Annotated in this window: 17 protein-coding genes; 9 read left to right on the top strand and 8 right to left on the bottom strand. The window is 67.1% G+C overall.

Features of this window, described 5'->3' with window-relative positions; genetic code table 11:
* Positions 1 to 74 precede the first annotated feature (74 nt).
* Positions 75 to 2,567, bottom strand: coding sequence for a DEAD/DEAH box helicase (locus FM104_RS02830; protein ID WP_087129948.1), 2,493 nt, complete (start codon positions 2,565 to 2,567; stop codon positions 75 to 77).
* Between the two features lie 108 nt (positions 2,568 to 2,675).
* Positions 2,676 to 3,041, bottom strand: coding sequence for a zinc ribbon domain-containing protein YjdM (locus tag FM104_RS02825; protein ID WP_087129947.1), 366 nt, complete (start codon positions 3,039 to 3,041; stop codon positions 2,676 to 2,678).
* Positions 3,042 to 3,114: 73 nt separating this feature from the next.
* Between FM104_RS02825 and FM104_RS02820 the strand changes: the two genes are divergently transcribed.
* Together FM104_RS02820 and FM104_RS02815 are read left to right on the top strand one after the other, a co-directional pair.
* Positions 3,115 to 3,477 (top strand): ArsR/SmtB family transcription factor, encoded by a 363-nt coding sequence (locus FM104_RS02820; RefSeq protein ID WP_087129946.1) that lies wholly within the window; start codon positions 3,115 to 3,117, stop codon positions 3,475 to 3,477.
* Entirely contained in the window at positions 3,474 to 5,096 is a 1,623-nt protein-coding gene (locus FM104_RS02815; protein ID WP_087129945.1) for a SulP family inorganic anion transporter, read from the top strand. Before FM104_RS02820 ends, FM104_RS02815 begins: the two co-directional genes overlap by 4 nt.
* An 18-nt stretch (positions 5,097 to 5,114) precedes the next feature.
* On the opposite strand, the gene FM104_RS02810 is transcribed toward FM104_RS02815, so the two are convergent.
* On the bottom strand, positions 5,115 to 6,152 hold the full coding sequence (locus FM104_RS02810) for an FUSC family protein (protein WP_087130037.1): 1,038 nt from the start codon (positions 6,150 to 6,152) through the stop codon (positions 5,115 to 5,117).
* A 94-nt stretch (positions 6,153 to 6,246) separates the two neighbouring features.
* On the opposite strand from FM104_RS02810, the gene FM104_RS02805 reads away from it, so the two are divergent.
* A complete protein-coding gene (locus FM104_RS02805) occupies positions 6,247 to 7,305 on the top strand; it encodes a DUF998 domain-containing protein (RefSeq protein WP_256971490.1) in 1,059 nt (352 codons plus the stop codon).
* Between the two features lie 32 nt (positions 7,306 to 7,337).
* Here the strand turns inward: FM104_RS02805 and FM104_RS02800 are convergent, their stop codons facing one another.
* On the bottom strand, positions 7,338 to 8,003 hold the full coding sequence (locus tag FM104_RS02800) for a DNA alkylation repair protein (RefSeq protein WP_087129944.1): 666 nt from the start codon (positions 8,001 to 8,003) through the stop codon (positions 7,338 to 7,340).
* Between the two features lie 100 nt (positions 8,004 to 8,103).
* Between FM104_RS02800 and putP the strand changes: the two genes are divergently transcribed.
* Positions 8,104 to 9,618 carry a sodium/proline symporter PutP gene (gene putP / locus FM104_RS02795; protein WP_087129943.1) on the top strand — a complete coding sequence of 505 codons (1,515 nt, stop codon included), beginning with the start codon at positions 8,104 to 8,106 and terminating at the stop codon, positions 9,616 to 9,618.
* An 89-nt stretch (positions 9,619 to 9,707) separates the two neighbouring features.
* Here the strand turns inward: putP and FM104_RS02790 are convergent, their stop codons facing one another.
* Positions 9,708 to 10,736 (bottom strand): LacI family DNA-binding transcriptional regulator, encoded by a 1,029-nt coding sequence (locus FM104_RS02790; RefSeq protein WP_087129942.1) that lies wholly within the window; start codon positions 10,734 to 10,736, stop codon positions 9,708 to 9,710.
* An 88-nt stretch (positions 10,737 to 10,824) separates the two neighbouring features.
* On the opposite strand from FM104_RS02790, the gene FM104_RS02785 reads away from it, so the two are divergent.
* The 4 genes from FM104_RS02785 to FM104_RS02770 all read left to right on the top strand — a co-directional run bounded on the left by FM104_RS02785 (position 10,825) and on the right by FM104_RS02770 (position 17,539).
* Positions 10,825 to 12,585 (top strand): glycoside hydrolase family 35 protein, encoded by a 1,761-nt coding sequence (locus tag FM104_RS02785; protein ID WP_087129941.1) that lies wholly within the window; start codon positions 10,825 to 10,827, stop codon positions 12,583 to 12,585.
* Between the two features lie 211 nt (positions 12,586 to 12,796).
* Positions 12,797 to 13,006 carry a heavy-metal-associated domain-containing protein gene (locus FM104_RS02780; protein ID WP_087129940.1) on the top strand — a complete coding sequence of 70 codons (210 nt, stop codon included), beginning with the start codon at positions 12,797 to 12,799 and terminating at the stop codon, positions 13,004 to 13,006.
* Between the two features lie 13 nt (positions 13,007 to 13,019).
* On the top strand, positions 13,020 to 15,380 hold the full coding sequence (locus FM104_RS02775; protein WP_087129939.1) for a heavy metal translocating P-type ATPase: 2,361 nt from the start codon (positions 13,020 to 13,022) through the stop codon (positions 15,378 to 15,380).
* Positions 15,377 to 17,539: a heavy metal translocating P-type ATPase gene (locus tag FM104_RS02770; RefSeq protein ID WP_218778543.1), complete on the top strand. Its 2,163-nt coding sequence runs from the start codon at positions 15,377 to 15,379 to the stop codon at positions 17,537 to 17,539. The genes FM104_RS02775 and FM104_RS02770 overlap by 4 nt, the downstream gene beginning before the upstream one ends.
* Here FM104_RS02770 and FM104_RS02765 read toward each other — a convergent pair.
* The 3 genes from FM104_RS02765 to FM104_RS02755 all read right to left on the bottom strand — a co-directional run bounded on the left by FM104_RS02765 (position 17,526) and on the right by FM104_RS02755 (position 21,432).
* Positions 17,526 to 18,146 (bottom strand): GNAT family N-acetyltransferase, encoded by a 621-nt coding sequence (locus FM104_RS02765; protein WP_256971489.1) that lies wholly within the window; start codon positions 18,144 to 18,146, stop codon positions 17,526 to 17,528. The two genes, FM104_RS02770 and FM104_RS02765, sit on opposite strands and share 14 nt — an antisense overlap.
* Positions 18,147 to 18,323: 177 nt before the next feature.
* Complete coding sequence (locus tag FM104_RS02760; RefSeq protein ID WP_087129938.1) at positions 18,324 to 20,408, bottom strand: APC family permease; 2,085 nt, start codon at positions 20,406 to 20,408, stop codon at positions 18,324 to 18,326.
* 67 nt (positions 20,409 to 20,475) lie between these two features.
* Complete coding sequence (locus FM104_RS02755; protein ID WP_256971488.1) at positions 20,476 to 21,432, bottom strand: siderophore-interacting protein; 957 nt, start codon at positions 21,430 to 21,432, stop codon at positions 20,476 to 20,478.
* A 30-nt stretch (positions 21,433 to 21,462) separates the two neighbouring features.
* On the opposite strand from FM104_RS02755, the gene FM104_RS02750 reads away from it, so the two are divergent.
* Positions 21,463 to 21,887, top strand: a 425-nt coding sequence (locus FM104_RS02750; protein WP_256971487.1) for an ATP-binding cassette domain-containing protein, incomplete at its 3' end; no start/stop codon positions are given.

Below are 21,887 nucleotides of genomic sequence, written 5' to 3'. Positions count from 1 at the left end.
TGCTGGACGTTCTGCGGCATCTGGTTCGGCATCTGGCTTGTCGGCCCACGATCCGCAACGCGGGATGACGCGCCCTACAACCGGTCGAAGCCCGTCACCGCGATGACGGCTTCGCCCGCCTCGTCGGACGCCGCCAGATCGACGGTCGCCGAGATGCCCCAATCGTGGTCGCCAGCCGGGTCGTGCAGAATCTGACGGATGCGCCATGCGCCGGGTTCCTCGGTGATGAGCAGCAGCTTCGGGCCGCGTGCATCGGCATCGGTGAGGATCTCATCGTGCTCGGCGAAGTACGCATCCAGCGCCGCATCCCACGCGTCGGCACCGAAGGCAGCATCCAGTTCCGCAAGACCGGTGACGTTCTCTCGGGCGACCAGCTGCACCCGGCGGAACATCTCGTTGCGCACCAGAACCCGGAAGGCGCGAGTGTTGGCGGTGAGGCGTTTGGGGGCTGGCGGTACAACCGGGCCGTCGCCGTGGCCGACGAGCACCCCGGCCACCAGTTCCTCCCACTCGTCGAGCAGCGAGGAGTCGACCTGGCGCACCAGCTCGCCCAGCCACTCGATGAGATCGTGCAGCTCTTCGGTCTTCAGGTGCTCGGGAATCGTCTGCGAAGCGGCGCGATATGCGTCAGACAGGTATCGCAGCACGACTCCCTCTGAGCGCGCGACCTTGTAGTACGCGACATATTCTCCGAACGACATGGCTCGCTCATACATGTCGCGCACGACGGATTTCGGATGCAGTTCGAAGTCGCGAATCCAGGGCTGCGACGCGCTGTAAGTCTCGAATGCGGCGCCCAGCAGTTCTTCCAGCGGCTTCGGATAACTGATCTGCTCGAGCAGCTCCATGCGCTCGTCGTATTCGATGCCCTCGGCCTTCATCGCCCCGACGGCCTCGCCGCGGGCGAGGAACTCCTGCTGGCTGAGGATTGCACGAGGGTCGTCGAGGGTGGACTCGGCGATCGAGACGATGTCGAGCGCGAAGCTCGCATCGTCTGGGTCGAGAAGCTCGAATGCTGCCAGCGCGAACGGCGAGAGCGGTTGGTTCAGCGCGAAGTTCGGCTGCAGGTCGACAGTCAACCGGATTGCACCGTCCACATGCTCCACGACACCCGAGTGCAGCAGGGTGCGGTAGATGCCGATGGCGCGCAGCGCGAGCAGACGCTGCTGTGCGCGGGTCTCATGATTGTCATATACCAGTGATCGCATATTGGCGAAGACATCGCCGCCGCGCGCGATGATGTTCAGCATCATCGCGCTCGTGATCTGCATGTGCGAGGTGAGCGTCTCGGGCTCCGAGCCGACCAGCTTCTGAAACGACGGTTCGCCCCACGAGACGAACCCGTCCGGTGCCTTCTTGCGGATGATCTTCCGTTTCTTCTTCACGTCATCGCCGGCTTTGCGGATCGCGGCGAGATTCTCGGTCTCGTGCTCAGGAGCCTGGGCCACGACGGTACCCGCGGTGTCGTAGCCAGCCCGCCCTGCACGACCCGCGATCTGGTGAAACTCTCGGGCGTTCAACTGCCGCATTCGCTTGCCGTCGAACTTCGTCAGCGCGGTCAGCAGCACGGTGCGAATCGGCACGTTGATGCCGACGCCGAGGGTGTCGGTGCCGCAGATCACCCGCAGCATCCCGCGTTGCGCCAGTTGCTCGACCAGTCGCCGGTACTTCGGCAGCATCCCCGCGTGGTGCACGCCGATTCCCATGCGCAAGAGGCGCGAGAGCGTCTTGCCGAAGGCGGTCGTGAAGCGGAATCCGCCGATCAGCTCGGCGATCGCATCGCGCTGCTCACGGGTCGCGACCTTCGCGCTGGCGAGGGCCTGAGCGCGCTCCATTGCCGCCGCCTGCGAGAAGTGCACGATGTAGATCGGCGACTGGCCGGTGGTGAGCAGATCGTCGATCGTCTCGTGGATGGGCGTCGTCTCGTAGTAGTAGTGCAGCGGTACGGGGCGCTCGACTCCGGTCACGACGGCGGTCTCGCGGCCGGTGCGGCGCGTCAGATCCTCTGCCAGCGTCGTCACATCGCCGAGCGTCGCCGACATGAGGACGAACTGCGCCTGCGGCAATTCCAGCAGCGGCACCTGCCACGCCCAGCCGCGGTCGGGGTCGCCATAGAAGTGGAACTCGTCCATCACGACCTGGCCGACATCGGCATCCGAGCCCTCGCGCAGCGCAAGGTTCGCGAGGATCTCGGCCGTGCAGCAGATGATCGGGGCGTCGGAGTTCACCGATGAGTCACCAGTGATCATGCCCACGTTCTCGGCGCCGAAGATATCGACGAGTGCGAAGAACTTTTCGCTGACCAGGGCCTTGATCGGCGCCGTGTAGAACGAGGTGCGGTCGTCGATGAGCGCGGCGAAGTGGGCGCCGACCGCGACGAGCGACTTGCCCGTGCCGGTCGGGGTCGACAGGATCAGGTTCTGACGTGAGACGATTTCGATGACCGCCTCGTCTTGCGCGGGGTACAGGCTGATGCCGGTCGACTCCGCCCATTCGACGAACGCTGCGTAAACAGCATCCGGATCGGAGCCCGCGGGCAGAGAAGAGGTTTCGAGGAGCTCAGCCATGACCCCTTGATCTTCTCACCGTTCACAACTCCTCAAGAATCCCTCTGCCGAGCGCCGCAACCGGGAAGCTGCAGCAGATGCGACAGATTTTTGAGGAGTTGTGAACCGTCAGGCCTTCTTGACCAGGCTCGATTTCAGCAGCATCGCGCCGAAACCGTCGATCTTGCAGTCGATATCGTGCCCGTTGACCGGGTCGATGAGGCGGATGCTGCGCACCTTCGTTCCCGCTTTGATCCCCTGCGGTGAACCCTTCACCTTGATGGAGGTCGTCACCACGACGGTGTCGCCATCGGCGAGTTCGTTGCCGACGGCATCGGTCACGACGGGGCGGACCGCCGGATCGGATGCTGCGGCGTCAGCCGCCTCTTGCTCAGCAGACCACTCGTGGCCGCACATCGGGCAGACGAGCAGCGCGCCCATCTCATAGGCGAGCTCGCTGGAGCACGCCGGGCACAGGGGAAGCGAATCAGCCATGAAGCAACCATATCGCGATATGATGAAACCATCACATCGTGAAAGAATGACAGGACCCGGAAGGAGTCAACGGATGCTCAGCGATCCCAACCGCCCGCTGTACGAGGTGAAGGCAGGGCTGTTCAAGGGGCTCGCGCATCCGATCCGCATCCGCATCCTCGAAGCGCTCTCCGCCACCCCGGAGGCGACGGTCTCGGAGCTGCTCAGCATCGTCGAACTCGAACCGTCGCACGTCTCGCAGCACCTGGCGGTGCTGCGCCGAAACCGGCTCGTGGATTCCGAACGCCGGGGCAGTCTGGTCTACTACCGCCTCGCCTACCCACAGGTCGCTGACCTTCTGCGCGTCGCCCGCGCGCTGCTCGCCGAGGTACTCGAGACGACTCAGCAGCAGCTCCTCGAACGCGACCACCTGCCCGATATTCCTGCGCCGGCATGAACCTGCGATCCCTGCTGCCCGCGGCATCCGACTACCGCGGCCTCCGCCGCACCTGGCGTGTTGATCTGCTCGCCGGCGTCACCGTCGGCATCGTCGCGCTGCCGCTCGCGCTCGCGTTCGGCGTCAGTTCGGGCGCCGGTGCCGAGAGCGGCCTCGTCACAGCCATCATCGCCGGCTTCGTCGCAGCCGTCTTCGGCGGATCGCACGTGCAGGTGTCGGGTCCGACCGGGGCCATGGTCGTCGTGCTCGCACCGATCCTCGCGATGCACGGCGCGGGCGCTCTCGCCGCGATCTGCCTGCTGTCGGGAGTGATCGTCATCGCTGCCGGGATGCTGCGCCTCGGCCGCACCGTGGGATACATCCCCTGGCCGGTGATCGAGGGGTTCACACTCGGCATCGCCGTCATCATCTTTCTGCAGCAGGTGCCCACTGCGACCGGCACGAAGCCGGGGGAGAGCACCAACGCGCTGATCGCTGCGGTCCAGTCCGCAGCTGCTGCCTCGTGGCCGAAACTCGGCTGGTCACTGCTGCTGGTGGGCATCGTCGTCGTGGTGATGCTCGCCTCGCTGAAGCTGCATCCGCGGTTCCCCGGTTCGCTGCTGGCCATCGTCATCGCCTCGCTCTTCGCGGCGATCGCGGGCTTGCCGGTCGACACCATCGGTGCGCTGCCCGTCGGACTGCCCGCGCCGACGCTTCCCTCCCTCGACGCGGCAACGCTGATGTCGCTGATCGGCCCGGCCTTCGCGGTCGCAGCCCTTGCCGCGATCGAGTCGCTGCTGTCGATCCGGGTCGCCTCGACCCTCGCCGACACCGGCGCGTATGACGCCGACCGCGAACTGGTGGGGCAGGGACTCGCCTCACTCGCAGCCGGCCTCTTCGGCGGCATGCCCGCTACCGGCGCGATCGCCCGCACCGCCGTGAACGTCCGTGCCGGTGCGCGCACCCGCCTGGCATCCGTCGCGCACGCCGTGCTGCTCCTGCTGATCGCACTCGTCGGGGCGTCGGTCGTCGCGCACATCCCGCTGGCCGCGCTCGCCGGGGTGCTGATGGTGACCGCAGCCCGCATGATCTCGCCGCGCACGGCCCGCGTCGTGCTGCGCTCGACGCGGGCGGATGCCATCGTCTTCATCCTCACCGCGATCATCACCGTCAGCGTCGATCTCATCTACGCCGTGCTGATCGGCGTGGTCGTGGCTGGCTTCTTCGCCCTGCGTCAGCTCGCCAAGACCAGTGGCGTGCACCGGGAGGAGCTGCCCGGCCCGGCGCGCGCGGGCGACGAGCGCATCGCCGTGTTCCGCCTCGAGGGCGCCCTCTTCTTCGGAGCGGCAGAGCGGATGCTGGAGCGCATCGCCGCGCTGCGCGAGATCGAGGTCGTTGTGATCCGGATGTCGCAGCTGCAGATTCTCGATGCCACCGGTGCGCAGGTCATCACCGAGCTGATCACCTCGCTCGAACGCCGTGGCATGACGGTTCTCGTGAAAGGCATCCCGCCGCAGCACCGCATGCTCGCCGAGCGGGTGGGGGTGCTGGCCTCGCTGCGCCACCAGAACCACCTCTTCGACGATCTCGCTGCGGCGGTCGTGCACGCCCGCAGTCACATCGACCGCACTGCCGCCTGACGCGCTGCCCCCTGACCCTCAGTCGTCTTCGCGCAGCTCGCCGTGAATGCGGCGGAGGTCCTCCATCAGCGACCCGACGAGAATCCAGTGGTCTGATTCGGGCGGCCGCATCATCAGGGGAGCGGTCAGTGCCGGAACGGCCGAGGTCATCACGTCAGGCTCGGGGGCAGCATCCGCCAACTGCACCGCCAATCGCACATCGTGCCCTGCCCGGCGCAGCTGCTCGGCGATCGCCCGCACCGAGGCATCATCAGCGAGGGAATCCTCGTAGTGGTCGTAGTACGCGCGGGTCATGCCGATCACCTGCGTCACCACGGGGGCGATCCGGGTGAGCAGCGCACGGATCTCCTTCAGATCATCGTTGTGGCGAGACCGACGGGGATTCAGCGAGAGCGATTCCTCTGCGCTGGCGATCGATGCCTGGGCCGCGGCGAGCATCGGGCGCAGCAGCCGCACCTCGAGCATCAGCTCCTGCAGCTGGGGGCCGCTCTGCACAGATGGCAGCGCGTCGGCGAGCCGCTCGAGCGAGGCGGCGACCTCGCGACCCAGCATCCCGACATCACGTCGTGCCGGGGCCGACAGCACCGGAGGCACGACGGCGACATTCACGATGAACCCGACCACCGCGCCGATCAGCGTCTCCACGATGCGCTCCCACGCATAGTCGGAGTTCGACGAACCGAGCGCGAGCACGAGAACCGCCGAGATCGCGACCTGATTTCCTGTGCCGGTAGACGCGCGCAGCGCCCAGGCGATGAGCAGCGCGACCACGACCGCCGCCAGCACCACCCAGCTCTGCGGCCCGAGCAGCAGGCTCAGCAGCACCGCGATCACGACGCCGACGATCACCCCGACACTGCGCTCGATCGCCTTCGAGAGCGACTGATTCACGCTCGGCTGCACGACGAGCAGCGCCGCGATCGCCGCGAAGATCGGCAGGGGCCCCGGCAGCAGCCATCCAGCGAGCAGCCACGCGCCGATGGTCGCTGCGGCAGACTTCAGCACCTGCAGCAGCGGCGCCCGCCGTGCGGCGCGGATCGCAGAGGGAAAGCGCATGCGCATAACGCTAGCCCGGACGCGTGCGCGGCGGCGTCGCAACCCCGGTTTCGGCGCGTGGCGTGGTTCGATGGGGCAAGGAGCGGATGTCGGAATGAATGACAGTGAGCGGATGCTGCGCGAGCAGACCCGCGGCCTCTGGGCCACGGCGTGCTGCTTCGTGCTCGGCGCCGTCGCGGGTGCTTCTGCGCTCTGGGGCATGACCCGGCCGTTCGCCGGTGACGGCTCGGTGATGATCCCGATGGCGCTCATCGCCGGGGTGATCGCGGGCGCGGCCTTCGTCGTCAGCACGCTGCTGCACCGGGCCGGAGAGACCTCGCCGATGCCGCGCTGGCAGGCACTGGTGTCGGATCTGTCGTCGATCGCGGTGACCATCGCGCTGATCGGGGTGACCGGCCTCGGGGTGCTGCTCGCCGGCGAGGTGCTTGCGGTCGGGTTGCAGGGCCTTGAGCTCTCGGCGATTGGCGGCGGGGTGCTCACCGCGGTGGCCGCGGCGCTCGGCGGACGACTGTCGTTTCAGCTCGGGGTGCAGCTGAGCACGCGCGCGATCTCGGCGCTGCTGTTCACTTTTCTCATCATCGGAACCCTGTTCGCGATGATCACCGCGACGGACACCGCGTGGTGGGAGCACAGCTTCTCGCAGCTGGGCGCCGGCATCGGGGCGTGGGCGTTCAACGGCACCCTCGTCATCGCCGGTCTGCTCGTGGCGACAACAGGCTCGTACGTCGGACGGGACCTTCACCGGATGCGGGGTGACGACGCACTCAGGCTCATCGCGCCGGTAGTCGTGATCTGGGCGCTCGCGGGCGCGGGCCTCGCCGGCGTCGGTCTGCTGCCGGTGGATCGGATGCCGGTGGCACACGCGATCGCCGCGTTCACCACGCTCGCGTGCGTGGTCACCGCAGCGATCCTTACGACCACAGCCGTACCCGCCGCTCCGCGCATGCTCATGGTGCTCACGATCGGTCTCGTCGCGCTCATCGCGGTGGCGGTGGTGTTCGCCTTCGCCGTACCCGTGTTGTCGATCACAGCGCTGGAGAGCATCGTCATCGGACTCGTGCTGCTGTGGATGTCGACGCTCGCCCGCGTGCTCGGCATCCTCGCCCCGCAGGTTTCTCGGCCGTCACTGCGGCGCTCGCCGCTGAGGGGCTGATCGTCGCACGGTGCGACATCTGCCCACCGAGCTCAGCCCTGGCGGCGCACCATCTCGGCGATCCACGCCGGCGCGAACGGTGAGGTGCAGTTCGGCGGAGTCGGATAGTCGGCAAGCACCTGCAGCCGCTCACCGATCGCCATCGCGCGGTCGCGCAGCTCCGGGTGATGGATGCCGATCTGCGCGAGGGTCTCATTCATCGCCCACTGCTCACGCGAGGGTGCTGCGACGAGTTCTCGCTCGATCCGATCCAGCAGGCCATCGAGATCGATGCCCTCGGGCGACTTGATCACGCGCACGCTGGTGAGTGACCAGCCCGCCGCGCGGGCATCAGCATCCGCATCGTCGAACCAGCGCACCCGCAGCGCCTCGGTGTGCGGCGACTTCTTGGCGATGTAGTTGACCAGCCAGTCGTGGGCCTTGTTGGATCGGGTGCTGCGCAGCATCCGATCGACCTCGTCAGCCATCAACTCGCGAGGTTTGGCGACCAGCAGCGCAAGCAGTTGACCGGCGACGTCATCCGTCGCCCACAGCTCACGCGCGAGCTCGGTGTTCATCCCGCTGCGCTTCGCCAGTGCGCGCAGCTTCGACAGATTCACCCCGTGCGCATCACCGTGGCGCTCGTTCACGACCCGCATCTTGGGGTCTTCCAGAGCGGCGAGCTCGCCGAGCCATTCCTGGACACTTACCGCACTCATCCACACAGCTTACGTTCAGGATGGCCTGGCGGACGCCGTCGGGGTTTGACATCATCGAATGAACTGTCGCGGTGAACGTCACCGCCAGGGGGAGACGAGGATGTCCGACCAGATATTCATCTACATCGCGCTGGGGCTGTATTTCGCTGGGATGCTGCTCATCGGCTATTTCGCCTTCAAGCGCACCAAGGATCATGAAGATTACATGCTCGGGGGCCGTAATCTTCCGCCGTGGGTGGCGGCGCTGAGCGCCGGCGCCTCGGACATGTCCGGCTGGCTGGTGATGGGTCTTCCCGGAGCCATCTACCTGACCGGACTCATCGAAGCCTGGATCGCGGTCGGACTCACCATCGGCGCGTACTTGAACTGGCTGCTGGTCGCACCGCGGATGCGCGCCTACACCGAGGTCTCGCGCAACTCCATCACCGTGCCGAGCTTCTTCGAGAACCGGCTGCGCGACAACACGCGGCTGCTGCGCATCGTCGCCGGCATCATCATCCTGGTGTTCTTCACCATCTATGTCTCGTCGGGCATGGTCGCTGGCGGAAAGTTCTTCGCCAGCTCGTTCGACGGCGACTACCTGTTCGGCATGTTCCTCATCGGTGGCGTGACCCTGGCGTACACGCTGTTCGGGGGATTCCTCGGTGCGTCGCTCACCGACGTGGTGCAGGGCCTCATGATGGTGATCGCTCTGATCGTCGTGCCGATCGCCGCGGTAATCTCCATCGGCGGCCTCGATGAGACGACCGCCCTCATCGGCGCGAACACCGATGCCGGACACCTATCGTGGATCGGCGGTTCTGTCTTGACCGGTGGTACCGTTCTCGCCATCGTCTCCGCGCTCGCGTGGGGCCTGGGCTACTTCGGCCAGCCGCACATCCTCGTGCGCTTCATGGCTCTGCGCTCGCCGCAGGAGGCCAAGAGCGCGCGCCGCATCGGCATCTCATGGATGGTCATCTCGCTGATCGGCGCCGTGCTCTCGGGTCTGGTCGGCATCGCCTACATGGCTGCCAAGGGGATCGACCTCGCCGACTCGGAGACGGTCGTGCTGATCATGTCGAAGACACTGCTGCACCCCTTCGTTGCTGGCCTGGTGCTGGCGGCGGTGGTCGCGGCGATTATGAGCACGATCTCCAGCCAGCTCATCGTGACGTCGTCTGCCCTGGTGGAAGACCTCTACAAGGTGATCCGCAAGGATCCGCCCAACCCGAAGACGCTGGTCCTGATGGGGCGTGCCGCCGTGCTCATCGTGGCGCTCATCGCCATTGTCATGGCGATCGTGCCGAATGACACGATCCTCGGTCTGGTTTCGTTTGCATGGGCCGGTTTCGGCGCCGCGTTCGGCCCGATCGTCCTGCTCAGCCTCTTCTGGCGCCGCCTGACGAACTGGGGCGCCCTCGCGGGAATGATCGTCGGTGCGGTTACTGTCTTCGTCTGGAAGGCTCTGGACACGGGACTGTACGAGCTGCTGCCCGCCTTCGTGCTCGCCACGATCGTTGCCGTCGTCGTGAGCATGCTCACGTACAAGCACAACGATGAGATCCAGAAGGAGTTCACCGACACTGGCAGCATGCTGGTCGTAGCCCGCCCGCGCGCGGTGGGCGACATGCCCTGAGTCTGGTGCGTGCGCTCAGCCTCTGAGTGCGTGACGCTCGCGATTCGACGGCGGCGCTTCGGGATCAGTCCCGGGGCGCCGCCGTCGACTTACTTCCGGGGCGCCGCCGTCGACGCGCGGACGATCAGTTCCGGGTGCGTGTCGGGCAGTTCGCCCTCGGTCTCCGTGCCCTCGAGGTGGGTGATGAGGCGCAGAGCCGCGGCGCGGCCCATCTCCTCGAACGGCTGCCGCACCGTCGTGAGTGCGGGGGAGGCATAGGAGGCCAGCGCGATGTCGTCGACGCTGACGACCGAGACATCGTCGGGGACGCTGCGGCCGGCTTCATGCAGGGCGCGCATCAGGCCGAAGGCCATCTCATCACTCGAGACGAACACAGCCGTCGCCTCGGGGATCGCGGCGATCGTGCGTCCGGCGCGGTAGCCCGATTCGGGGGTCCAGTCGCCGGGGATCAGTGGAGGAGGAGTGATTCCGCGCTCGATGAGAACCTGCTCCCAGGCAGCCTGTCGCTGTGTGGTCTCCAGCCAGAACGGGTCGCCGGTCACGTGCCATACCGTGCGGTGCCCGAGGTCGAGCAGGTGCTCGACAGCGAGCCGCGCGATCGCGTACTGGTCGACGATGAGGGGCGCATCAGCATCCGTCGATGGCCGCTCGACGCGGGTCGATGGTGTGCGCGCCGTGCGCAGCTGCATCGCCTTGTTGTCGAGGGCGACGGGCACGCCGAGGATGACACCCTCGGCGCCCTGCCGCTCGAGCCTGTCGAATGCTTCGATGAAGGCGTCGTTCGACGCGTGGTCCGGCACTGCGGCCGTGGTGACGGTGTACCGGTTGGCCGCGGCGGCGTGCTCGATGCCGACGCTCAGGGCCGAGGTGGAGTAGCGGTCGGTCGAGACGACGATGAGGCCGAGAATGCGGGTGCGCCCGGATGCCAGGGATGCCGCCGCCGCGTGCACCCGGTAGCCGAGCTCATCGACCGCCGCCATCACCCGTCGCGCGGTCTCGGGGCGCACATTCTGCTGGCCGGACACCACTCGCGAGACGGTCTGAGTGGATACGCCCGCGAGTCGCGCGACGTCGACCTGGTTCGGCGTGTGGTCATCGGAAGGGTGGCGCGGTGGCATGTGCCCATGTTAGCGATACAAGAGACTTGGTCGGCAAGCCCTTTTGATGCAAGGATGAGAGCGCAAACATTATCGATCAGGGAGATCCATGCTCAGTTCAGCTTCCCCCTCTTTCGCCTGGCGTGACGGCGGACTCTTTCGCGATGGCAAGCCGCACCGTATCCTGTCCGGCGCGGTGCACTACTTCCGCGTGCACCCCGACCAGTGGGAGGACCGGCTGCGCCGTCTCGCAGCCATGGGTGCGAACACGGTCGACACCTACATCGCCTGGAACTTCCACGAGCGAGTCGAGGGCGAATACGACTTCACGGGGTGGCGCGACGTCGCACGCTTCATCCGCATCGCCGGCGAAGTGGGCCTCGACGTCTTCGTGCGCCCCAGCCCGTACATCTGCGCAGAGTGGTCGAACGGCGGCATCCCGTTCTGGCTCTCCGGACGCACCCAGGCCGTGCGCACCGTCGAACCGGTCTTCCTCTCGGCGCTGGATGCCTGGTACGACCAGCTCATCCCGCAGCTCGTTCCGCTGCAGGCGGTCAACGGCGGGCCGATCCGTCTGATCCAGGTCGAGAACGAGTACGGCTCCTTCGGCAGCGACGCCGGCTACATGGCGCACCTGCGCGATGGCCTGCGTGATCGCGGACTCGTCGAGATGCTCTCCACCGCCGACGGCATCACCTCCGACATGATCGAGTACGGCAGCGTTCCCGGAGCGATGGCCACCTTCACCTTCGGCACCGGCGTGCCGCGCGCCATCGAGCTCAAGCGCGACGGCGAGCACCTGATGTGCAGCGAGCTGTGGGGCGGCTGGTTCGATCACTGGGGCGAGCAGCACCACATCCGCTCGGTCGACAGCATGATGTCCACCGTCACCGAACTGCTCGACGCCGGCGGCTCGGTGAGCATGTACATGGCGCACGGCGGCACGAACTTCGGGTTCTGGAACGGATCCAACCACGACGGCGTGATCCAGCCCACCATCACCAGCTATGACTCCGACGCCCCGATCGGCGAAGACGGCACGCTGAGCGAGAAGTTCCACGCGCTGCGCGCCGCTTTCGCACCGTTCCACGAGGGCGAGCTGCCTGCTGTTCCCGACGCTCCGCGCAGGCAGAGTGCCGCATCCACGCCACTGAAGGCATCCGCTTCGTTGCTGGACGTCGTGCGCGCCGTGCCCGTGACAGCATCCGCGCCGATGCCACTGAGCTTCGACGAGCTCGGTGCCGAGGACGGACTCGTGGCCTACGAGGCGCAGGTCTCGTTCCCGGCTGGCGCCAGCCTCGGGCTGCGCGAACTGCACGACCGCGCGGTCATCTTCCTCGATGATGTGCGTCTGGGCGTGATCGAGCACGACGGTGAGCAGTCGCTGCCGCTTCCCGCCGCGGGCGGATCGGGTCGACTGACGATCATCGTCGAGAGCCTCGGACGCATCAACTACGGACCGCTCACCTGCCAGGGCAAGGGCATTCTCGCCGGCGTCGTCGTCGACGACCGCCGTTACGTGCACGGCTGGACGCACCGCGTGCTCGGCGATGGTGCGCCGACTGCGGGCGGTGCATCGGCGGCGGATGCTGGCGCGGCGGGGCTCGCCTCGGCATCCCTCGAGGTCTCCGAACCGCTTGACGCCTGGCTGGCGTTCCCCGGCGGCACGAAGGGCATGGTCTGGCTGAACGGGTTCCTGCTCGGTCGGTACTGGGAGCGCGGGCCGCAGGAGACGCTCTACGCCCCGGCACCGCTGTGGCGTGCCGGAGCGAACGAGATCGTCGTGCTCGACAGTGATGGCCTCGGCGACCGCGTCGAGATCCGCGAAGAGCCCGTCTTCGGGCCGGTCGAGGAGTTCATCGGCACCTGAGCGCGCCGCTCCGCGGCATCCGCGCAATTTCACCGAGAAACCACTTCCCGCTCGAGAAACCACGCACCAGGTGGCTGACATTTTGCGGTCGGCGGTGGAACACGCGGTAGCAGACCGCGCGCTGACGCGAGGAAGATGGGAATACCTCATCTGCGTCGAGGTTGTACCCTGAGAGTAGTACCCCCCGGGGGTATCAACGGAAGGAAGTGCCATGACCACTACAGAGTTCACCGTGACCGGAATGACCTGTGCGCACTGCGAGAAGTCGGTGCGCGAAGAAGTCGAGAAGATCGCGGGCATCGAAGGCATCGACGTCAGCGCCCAGACTGGTCGACTTCTCATCACCTCCGATGCGGAGGCCGACGCGACCGCCGTCATCGCCGCCGTGGATGAAGCCGGCTATCAGGCAGCATCCGTCTGAATCCGACATCGTCATGACGATCGCAGCGCAGACCAGCATCAACCTCGAGATCGGGGGGATGACGTGCGCCTCGTGCGCGATGCGCATCGAGAAGAAGCTCAACAAGATCGACGGCGTCACCGCGACCGTCAACTACGCGACCGAGAAGGCGCAGGTCGCCATCGCGGGCGATGTCGACGCCGCGCGGCTCATCACCGAGGTGGAGAACGCCGGCTACACGGCCGTCGTGCCGAAGGCGCCCAAGGCGGACGGCGACGCAGATGCCGAGCCGGATGCCGAATCCCTCGAGCTGCGCACCCTGCGCCACCGCCTGATCGGTTCGATCGTCCTCTCGGTGCCGGTGATTCTGCTGGCGATGATTCCGCCGCTGCAGTTCCCCAACTGGCAGTGGCTCTCGCTCGCGCTCGCGGCACCGGTGATCGTGTGGGCGGCGTGGCCGTTCCACCAGGCGGCATGGGTGAATCTGCGCCACGGCGCGGCGACCATGGACACGCTGATCAGCATCGGCACGTCGGCCGCCTTCCTCTGGTCGCTGTACGCCCTGTTCTTCGGCACTGCCGGCATGACAGGCATGACGCACGAGTTCTCGTTCACCATCGAGCGCAGCGACGGCGCGGGCAACATCTACCTCGAAGTGGCTGCGGGCGTGACGATGTTCGTGCTCGCCGGACGCTACTTCGAACAGCGCGCGAAGCGCACGGCGGGTGCCGCATTGCGCGCACTGCTCGAGATGGGCGCGAAAGACGTCGCGGTGCTGCGTTCTTCAGCCGGTGGCGACCGGACCGAGGTGCGCATTCCCATCGCCGAACTGCGCGTCGGCGACGAGTTCGTCGTCCGTCCCGGCGAGAAGATCGCCACCGACGGCGCGATCGTCTCGGGTGCGTCTGCGGTCGATCAGTCGATGGTCACCGGCGAGGCTGTACCGGTCGACGTCGGAGTAGGGGATGCTGTCACCGGCGCCACGGTGAACGCCAGCGGGCGACTTGTCGTGCGAGCCACGCGCGTCGGCGCCGACACGCAACTCGCGCAGATGGCGCGGCTGGTCGAGCAGGCCCAGACAGGCAAGGCCGACGTGCAGCGTCTCGCCGACCGGATCTCCGGCATCTTCGTGCCGATCGTGCTCGTCATCGCCGTCGTCGCATTGTCGGCATGGCTGCTCGCGGGCTTCCCGGCATCCGCTGCTTTCACCGCCGCTGTCGCCGTGCTCATCATCGCCTGCCCCTGTGCGCTGGGGCTTGCGACACCGACCGCGCTGCTGGTCGGCACCGGCCGCGGCGCGCAGCTCGGCATCCTCATCAAGGGGCCGGAGGTACTGGAGTCCACCCGTCGCGTCGACACGATCGTGCTCGACAAGACCGGCACCGTGACCGAGGGGCGCATGAGCGTCGTCGAGGTCGTCCCCGAAGCGGGAACGGATGCCGGCGACCTGCTGCGCCTGGCCGGCGCGATCGAGCATGCCAGTGAGCATCCGATCGCCCGCGCCATCGCGACGGCCGCGGCCAGCGGGTCGGGCGCATCACCCCTCAACCCGGCTCAGGTGTCGCAGGTGGTCGCTTCGGGGGGTGCGGATGCGGCGATTCGGGGCACCCGAACGGAGCTGCCTGCCGTCGAGTCGTTCGAGAATCTCGAAGGCCGCGGGGTCAGCGGCGTTGTCGAAGGGCGGGCGATGCTCGTCGGGCGTGAGTCCCTGCTCGATGACTGGGCGATCCGTCCCTCTCAGACGCTTCTCGACGCGAAGGCCCACGCCGAATCATCCGGCCAGACCGTGGTGCTCGTCGCCTGGGACGGTGAGGCGCGCGGCATGATCGCTGTCGCCGACGAAGTGAAGGCCACCAGCGCCGCTGCCGTCGAGTCGATGAAGGCGCTCGGGCTGACGCCCATCCTGCTCACCGGCGACAACACGGCTGCCGCTCAGCACATCGCTGCCAAGGTCGGCATCAGCGAAGTCATCGCCGAGGTGCTGCCGAGCGAGAAGGTCGATGTCATCACGCGTCTGCAGGGCGAAGGAAAGGTCGTCGCGATGGTCGGCGACGGCGTGAACGATGCGCCGGCGCTCGCGCAGGCTGAGCTCGGCATGGCGATGGGCACGGGTACAGATGTCGCGATCGAAGCATCCGACATCACGCTCGTGCGGGGCGACCTGCGGGCAGCATCCGATGCCGTGCGGCTCTCGCGACGCACCCTGGGCACGATCAAGGGCAACCTGTTCTGGGCCTTCGCCTACAACGCCGCCGCGATTCCGCTGGCAGCCCTCGGCCTGCTGAACCCGATGCTTGCGGGGGCCGCGATGGCGTTCTCGAGCGTGTTCGTCGTGGGCAACAGTCTGCGCCTGCGCCGTTTCCGGTCGCAGGTCACAACAGGAAGAGCGTCATGACCGATCCCCACAGCTCGCGCGTGAACGCATCACAGACGCCCCCAGGGGAGGAGAACGCACGGATAGCGCCCCCAGGGGAGGAGAACGCACGGATAGGAGGATCCGCGCGCGCAGGAACTCCTCCGCATGGTGAGAACTCCTCCGATCACGAAGCGCACCCCGCGGGCCAAGATCACGAGCACCACGACCACGGCGGCCACGTCGCCCAGTTCCGTCGCCTGTTCTGGATCAACGTGCTCATCGCGATCCCCGTCGTCGCCTTCTCGCCGATGTTCGCGATGCTCCTCGGATACAGCGTTCCTGACTTCCCAGGGGCCGCGTGGATCGCCCCTGTGCTGGGCTCCATCATGTACGTGTGGGGCGGGCGCCCGTTCCTGACCGGGGGTGTCGATGAACTGAAGGCCCGGCGCCCCGGCATGATGCTGCTCATCGCGCTCGCGATCACGGTCGCGTTCCTCGCCTCCTGGGGTGCGACCCTGGGCATCCTCCACCACGAGCTCGAGTTCTGGTGGGAACTCGCGCTGCTGGTCGTGATCATGCTGCTCGGCCATTGGATCGAGATGCGCTCGCTCGCGCAGACGACTTCCGCGCTCGACTCCCTCGCCGCACTCCTGCCCGATGAGGCCGAACGGGTCGAGGGCGACGAGGTCGCCAGGGTCTCGCCCGCCGATCTCCTCGTGGGCGACATCGTCATCGTGCGTCCCGGTGGCAGCATCCCCGCTGACGGCGTGATCGTCGACGGTCGCGCCGACATCGACGAATCCATGCTCACGGGAGAGTCCCGCGCTGTGTCCCGCACGGTAGGCGACCGGGTCACCGCGGGCACCGTCGCGACCGATTCAGGGCTGCGCGTCGAGATCGACGCCATCGGCGATGACACGGCGATCGCCGGCATCCGCAAGCTCGTCTCCGATGCGCAGGCTTCCAGTTCGCGCGCTCAGCGACTCGCCGATCGGGCCGCCGCATGGCTGTTCTGGTTCGCGCTGGGTGCTGCTGTGGTCACGGCGATCGTCTGGTCGATCGTCGGAAGTCCCGACACTGCAGTCGTGCGCACGATCACCGTGCTCGTGATCGCCTGCCCGCACGCATTGGGCCTGGCGATCCCGCTGGTCGTCTCAATCGCGACAGAACGGGCCGCACGCGCCGGTGTGCTCGTGAAAGACCGCCTCTCGCTCGAGAGCATGCGCAGGGTCGACACCGTTCTCTTCGACAAGACCGGCACGCTCACGAAGGGTGCGCCGACGGTCACGGACATCGCATCGACCGAAGCGTGGGAAGCGGATGCGGTGCTGGCGCTCGCCGCCGCCGCCGAGACCGACAGCGAGCATCCGCTGGCCAGGGCGATCGTGCGCGCAGCATCCGACCGCGGCCTTGATGTGGCATCCGCGACCGGCTTTCACTCGTCTCCGGCCGTCGGCGTCACTGCCGTGGTCGACGGCAGTGAGATCCGTGTGGGCGGACCGCACCTGCTTGACGAGGTCGACGGCACCGAGATGGCGGATGCTGACGCCTGGCGTGCTGACGGCGCGATCATCCTGCACGTCGTGCGCGACGGAGAGGTGATCGGTGGTCTGGCCCTGTCCGACGAGATCCGCGCCGAGTCGCACGAAGCAGTCGATGCGCTGCACCGCCGCGGCGTCGCCGTCGTCATGATCACCGGCGATGCCGAAGCCGTGGCGCACGCCGTCGCCGCTGAACTGGGCATCGACCGCGTCTTCGCCGGCGTGCGTCCCGAGGACAAAGCCGCCAAGGTCGCCGAACTGCAGCATGAGGGCAAGAAGGTCGCCATGGTGGGTGATGGCGTGAACGATGCGCCGGCACTCGCGCAGGCGGAGGTCGGCATCGCCATCGGCGCTGGCACGGATGTGGCGATCGCCTCAGCCGGCGTGGTGCTGGCCTCCGACGATCCGCGCTCGGTGGTCTCGGTGATCGAGCTCTCCCAGGCCAGCTATCGAAAGATGAAGCAGAACCTGTGGTGGGCGGCCGGGTACAACCTGCTGTCGGTGCCGCTCGCCGCCGGGGTGCTCGCCCCGATCGGATTCGTGCTGCCGATGTCGGTCGGTGCCGTGCTCATGTCGCTGTCCACGATCGTCGTCGCGGTGAACGCGCAGACGCTGCGCAGACTCGACCTGCGCCCCGAGCGCCTCACCCAGCGTTGAACGCAGCCGTCGCCGTGCCAGGAGCAGGCCATTCATCGGCGAGAAGTCCGTAGTTCAACCCATCCATCCATTCGCCTGAGCGGTGCAACGCGGTGCCGCGGCTGAACTCCTCGCGACGCATGCCGATGCGCTCCATCAGTCGCCACGACGGCTCGTTGTCGGCAAAGCAGCCGGCATGCACGCGACGCAGCGCGAGTGCACCGAAGCACACGTCGATCACGGCTCTGATCGCCTCGGTGGCGTAGCCGTGGCCGGTGTGATCGGTGTCGAGCACCCAGCCGAGCTCCGCCTGGGTGCGACGAGCCTGGTCGATAACCTCGGCCTGCGCATAGCCGTCCTCGATGCGCACCATGACGTCACCGATCACCGTTGATGGCTCGCCTTTCGCATCGAGCAGTTCGATCACGAAGGTGGTCGCCAGCCGCTCGGGGTCGAGATAGGTCTCGTGAAACGACTCGCGGGTGTCGGGCGCGCGGCCGAGCCATCGATTCACGCCGGGCAGGCGTCGGTACGCCCATACGGCGTCGAGATCAGTCGGCGTGCAAGGACGGATCTGCAGTCGCGCGGTTCGGATCGGCCAGGCGTTGGCCGGATGCGGAGCATTCACCGCACCAGATTAGTCCCGCGCCACCGGCAGCCTGCAGCGAGGCCGCCATATTCTGCGGCGTCCTGGCACCTGCATCGGAGGAGATCTCACCCATCGGAGGAGCCCTGCGCGCAGAATCTCCTCCGATCAGAGAGAACTCCTCCGATCACGGCGGCGCCCCGACGCACGCACGCGCACTCACTCCCGATCGGGCGGCCCGCCCGGCCGCTGCGCCCGGCGCTCGCGCCGCGGAGCTCCTCCGTACAGGGCGACCGGCCGACCGGCGCGCTGCTGGCCGGGCAGCGGTCGCGAGCGACGGCCGTAGATGAGTTCCGACGAATCCAGCAGCCACGGCACCAGCGTGATCGACACCCCGTGCACGAGCATGAGTTGGTTCGCCATGCGGCGGGCGCGGCGGTTGTGCAGCACCTTCTCCCACCAGTGCCCCACGATGTACTGCGGCAGATACACGGTGACCACACTGGGCCCGTGCTTCTCGCGGTACTGCCTGATGAAGTGCTCCACCGGCTGCGCGAAGGTGCGAAACGGCGAGTCGACGATGATCAGCGGCACCGGGATGCTGTACTCCTGCCACTGCCGGTGCAGCTCTTCGCCGTCGGCGGGTGTGAGCGCCACGTGCAGCGCGATGGTCTTCTCGTGCCGCGCGGCGATCGCGTAGTCGAGCGCCTTGATGACCGGCTTCTGCAGCCGACTCACCAGCACGATCGCCACATCGCCGCGAGCCCCGAAGTGCGTGGCGTCATCGACCGTGATCTCGTGCTCGACATCGCGGTAGTACCGCTTCACCCCCAGCATGAGCATTGCGAGCACGGGAATCGCCAGAAACACCATCCACGCGCCGTGCGTGAACTTCGTGATCGTCACGATCATCAGCACGAGCACTGTGAACGCGGCCCCGCCGAGGTTCACCGTCATGCCCGTGTAGATCTCGCGTCGTGATCCGCCATCGCCACCGGAGCGGATGCTGCGCAGCATCCGCCGCCAATGCCGCACCATCCCGATCTGCCCGAGCGAGAACGACACGAACACGCCGATGATGTAGAGCTGGATCAGGCTGGTCAGATTCGCCTGGAACACGACCAGCACGCCGATCGCCGCGACTCCCAGCACGATCATGCCGTTGGAGAAGACGAGCCGATCGCCGCGGGTGTTCAGCGCCTTGGGTGCGTATCCCTCGCGTGCGAGCACCGAGCCCAGCAGCGGAAACCCGTTGAACGCGGTGTTCGCGGCCAGCAGCAGCACGCAGGCGGTCGCCGCCTGGATGATGAAGAACGGGATGCTGCCCGCCCCGAACGTCGCCGCCGCCACCTGTGCCATCAGACTCGGCTGCGGGCCCGTGCAGTCGAAACCGATCAGGTCGCACGGATTCTCGGCGTAGCGCACCCCAGACACCAGCGCCATCGTCGTGAGTCCGGCGAAGAGCACCGCCGCAATCGACCCCATCAGGGCGAGCGTCGTCTTCGCATTGGCGACCTTCGGCACCCGGAAAGCGGGCACGCCGTTGGATACGGCCTCGACCCCGGTCAACGCCGAGCACCCGCTTGAGAACGCGCGCAGGATCACCAGGACCATCGCCGCCTGACCGAGACTCTCGGCATGCACGGCGTAGCCGGCGCTGGATGCCACGGGCGCATCGCCCATCAGCATCCTGATCAATCCCGTGCCGATCATCACGACGACCGAACCGATGAAGACGTAGGTCGGAATGGCGAACACACTCGACGCCTCGCGCACCCCGCGCAGGTTCACCACGATGATGAGCACGACGAATCCGACGGCGAGCTCCACTCGCCACGGATTCAGCTCCGGCAGAGCCGAGATGATGTTGTCGACACCGGAGGCGATCGACACTGACACGGTGAGGATGTAGTCGACCAGCAATGCCGCGGCGACGATCACCGAGGGCAGCTCGCCGAGGTTCTTCTGCACGACTTCGAAGTCACCGCCGCCAGAGGTGTACGCCTTGATGATCTGCCGATAGCTGAGCACCACGACGATGAGCAGCAGCACCACCGCGGCGGCGATCCACGGGCTGAGGGTGAGAAATGTCGTGCCGCCGATCAGCATGATCATCAGCATCTCCTGCGGCCCGTAGGCCACAGAGCTCAGTGCGTCGGACGCGAAGATCGGCAACGCCATGCGCTTTGGAAGCAGCTGATCGTTCACCTGCTCGGTCGTCAGCGGTTCGCCGATCAGGATGCGTTTGGCGAGTTGCGGAGCATCCGCACTCTCGCGGCCTTCGTGTGCCACGAACGGCGACATTACGCCTGCTGTGGCACCATCTGCAAGATGCGCGGCCGAAGGGTTGGCGTGTCGTGACCAGAGGCGCTCAGGAGGCCTCGGCGCGCCCCGCCCGCCAGTACCCCATGAACGCGATCGAGCGACGGTCGATGCCGAGATTCCGCACGAGGTGGCGGCGCAGCGCAGTGATGGTTCCGGCCTCGCCGGCCAGCCACGCGTACTCCGTCTTCTGCTCTGTCGCGAGTGCTGTCGGCGCGGCCTCGGGGACCTCCCAGAGCACCTCGTCGTCGGTGACGTCGGGCAGTTCGGCGGTGGTGGTGTCGTCGGCGCCGGCGGATGCTGCCGCGGATTCCACGGCGGATGCCGCGCGTTCGCGACCCCAGGCGTGGACGGCCGCACTCAGTCGCATGCCGTGCACGGCGCCGTTGCGCGGCAGCCAGGTCACGCGCACTCCCGAAGGCGCGCGCAGCGGCAGGGCGTCGGCTGCGACGGGAACCTCGATGCAGACTTCGCCGGTCACATGATCATCCAGCGACTCGACGATCGAGCAGATCGCCGGCACCGCGGTCTCATCGCCGGCGATGAGCACAGAGATCGCTGAGCCCGGTCGCCACTCGATGCCGCTGCCGCGCTGCTCCGAGCGAGCGTCGGGCCCGACGACGCAGAGCGGGTCGCCCACCTGCGCATCAGTCGCCCACGCGGATGCCGGACCGTCGGTGCCGTGCAGCACGAAATCGACGTCGATCTCGCGGTCCCACGGGCGGGGCGCGCGAATCGTGTACGTGCGGATCGGATTGCGCAGCTCGTCGGGCAATTCCCGCCAGCGTCGGTACCATTCGCTTTGGTTCTGCGTCTCGTCGAACTGACCGACATCCGTGACCGAACCATCACGGAAGGGGAACATGAGCTTGATGCGCTGATCGAGGCCATCTGTGCCGAAATGCTGAAGTTCCTCGCCGGTCAGAGTGACGCGGGTGAAGTTGGGCGACAGCGGAGTCAGACGCGCGACGGTCGTTCGAAAAGTGCGGTAGGCATGGTGGCTCACCCAACCAACTATAGGTTAGGCTCTCCTAACGTGACAGATCTTCACTTTCACGAAGCCCGGGCCGACGAGCTGCACGGCGAGCATCTCGCCCTCAGCTATGGGCGCACCCGTGTTGTCCATGACGTCTCTCTGCATCTTCGACGCGGTGTCGTCACCGCGCTGATCGGGCCGAACGGCAGCGGCAAGTCAACGGCGCTGCGCGCATTGTCGCGCCTGCATCGGGTCGATGCCGGCACCGTGCACGTCGACGGCGCCACCGGCCCGCGCGATGCGGCATCCCTCTCCGTCAAGGAGTTCGCGCGCACCGTGGCGATGCTCTCGCAGTCGCGACCGCACCCTTCGGGACTCGAGGTCTGCGACGTCGTCGCCTATGGCCGGCATCCGGGGTTATCGGCCAAAAGGAGTGGATGGGTTCGGGCGTGTCATCCCCTTCCTGCCCATCCGGCTCGTTCCCA

This window comes from Microbacterium esteraromaticum (assembly GCF_900163815.1).
Classification (GTDB): Bacteria; Actinomycetota; Actinomycetes; order Actinomycetales; family Microbacteriaceae; genus Microbacterium; species Microbacterium esteraromaticum_B.
This window is presented reverse-complemented; position numbering and strand designations above follow the sequence as displayed.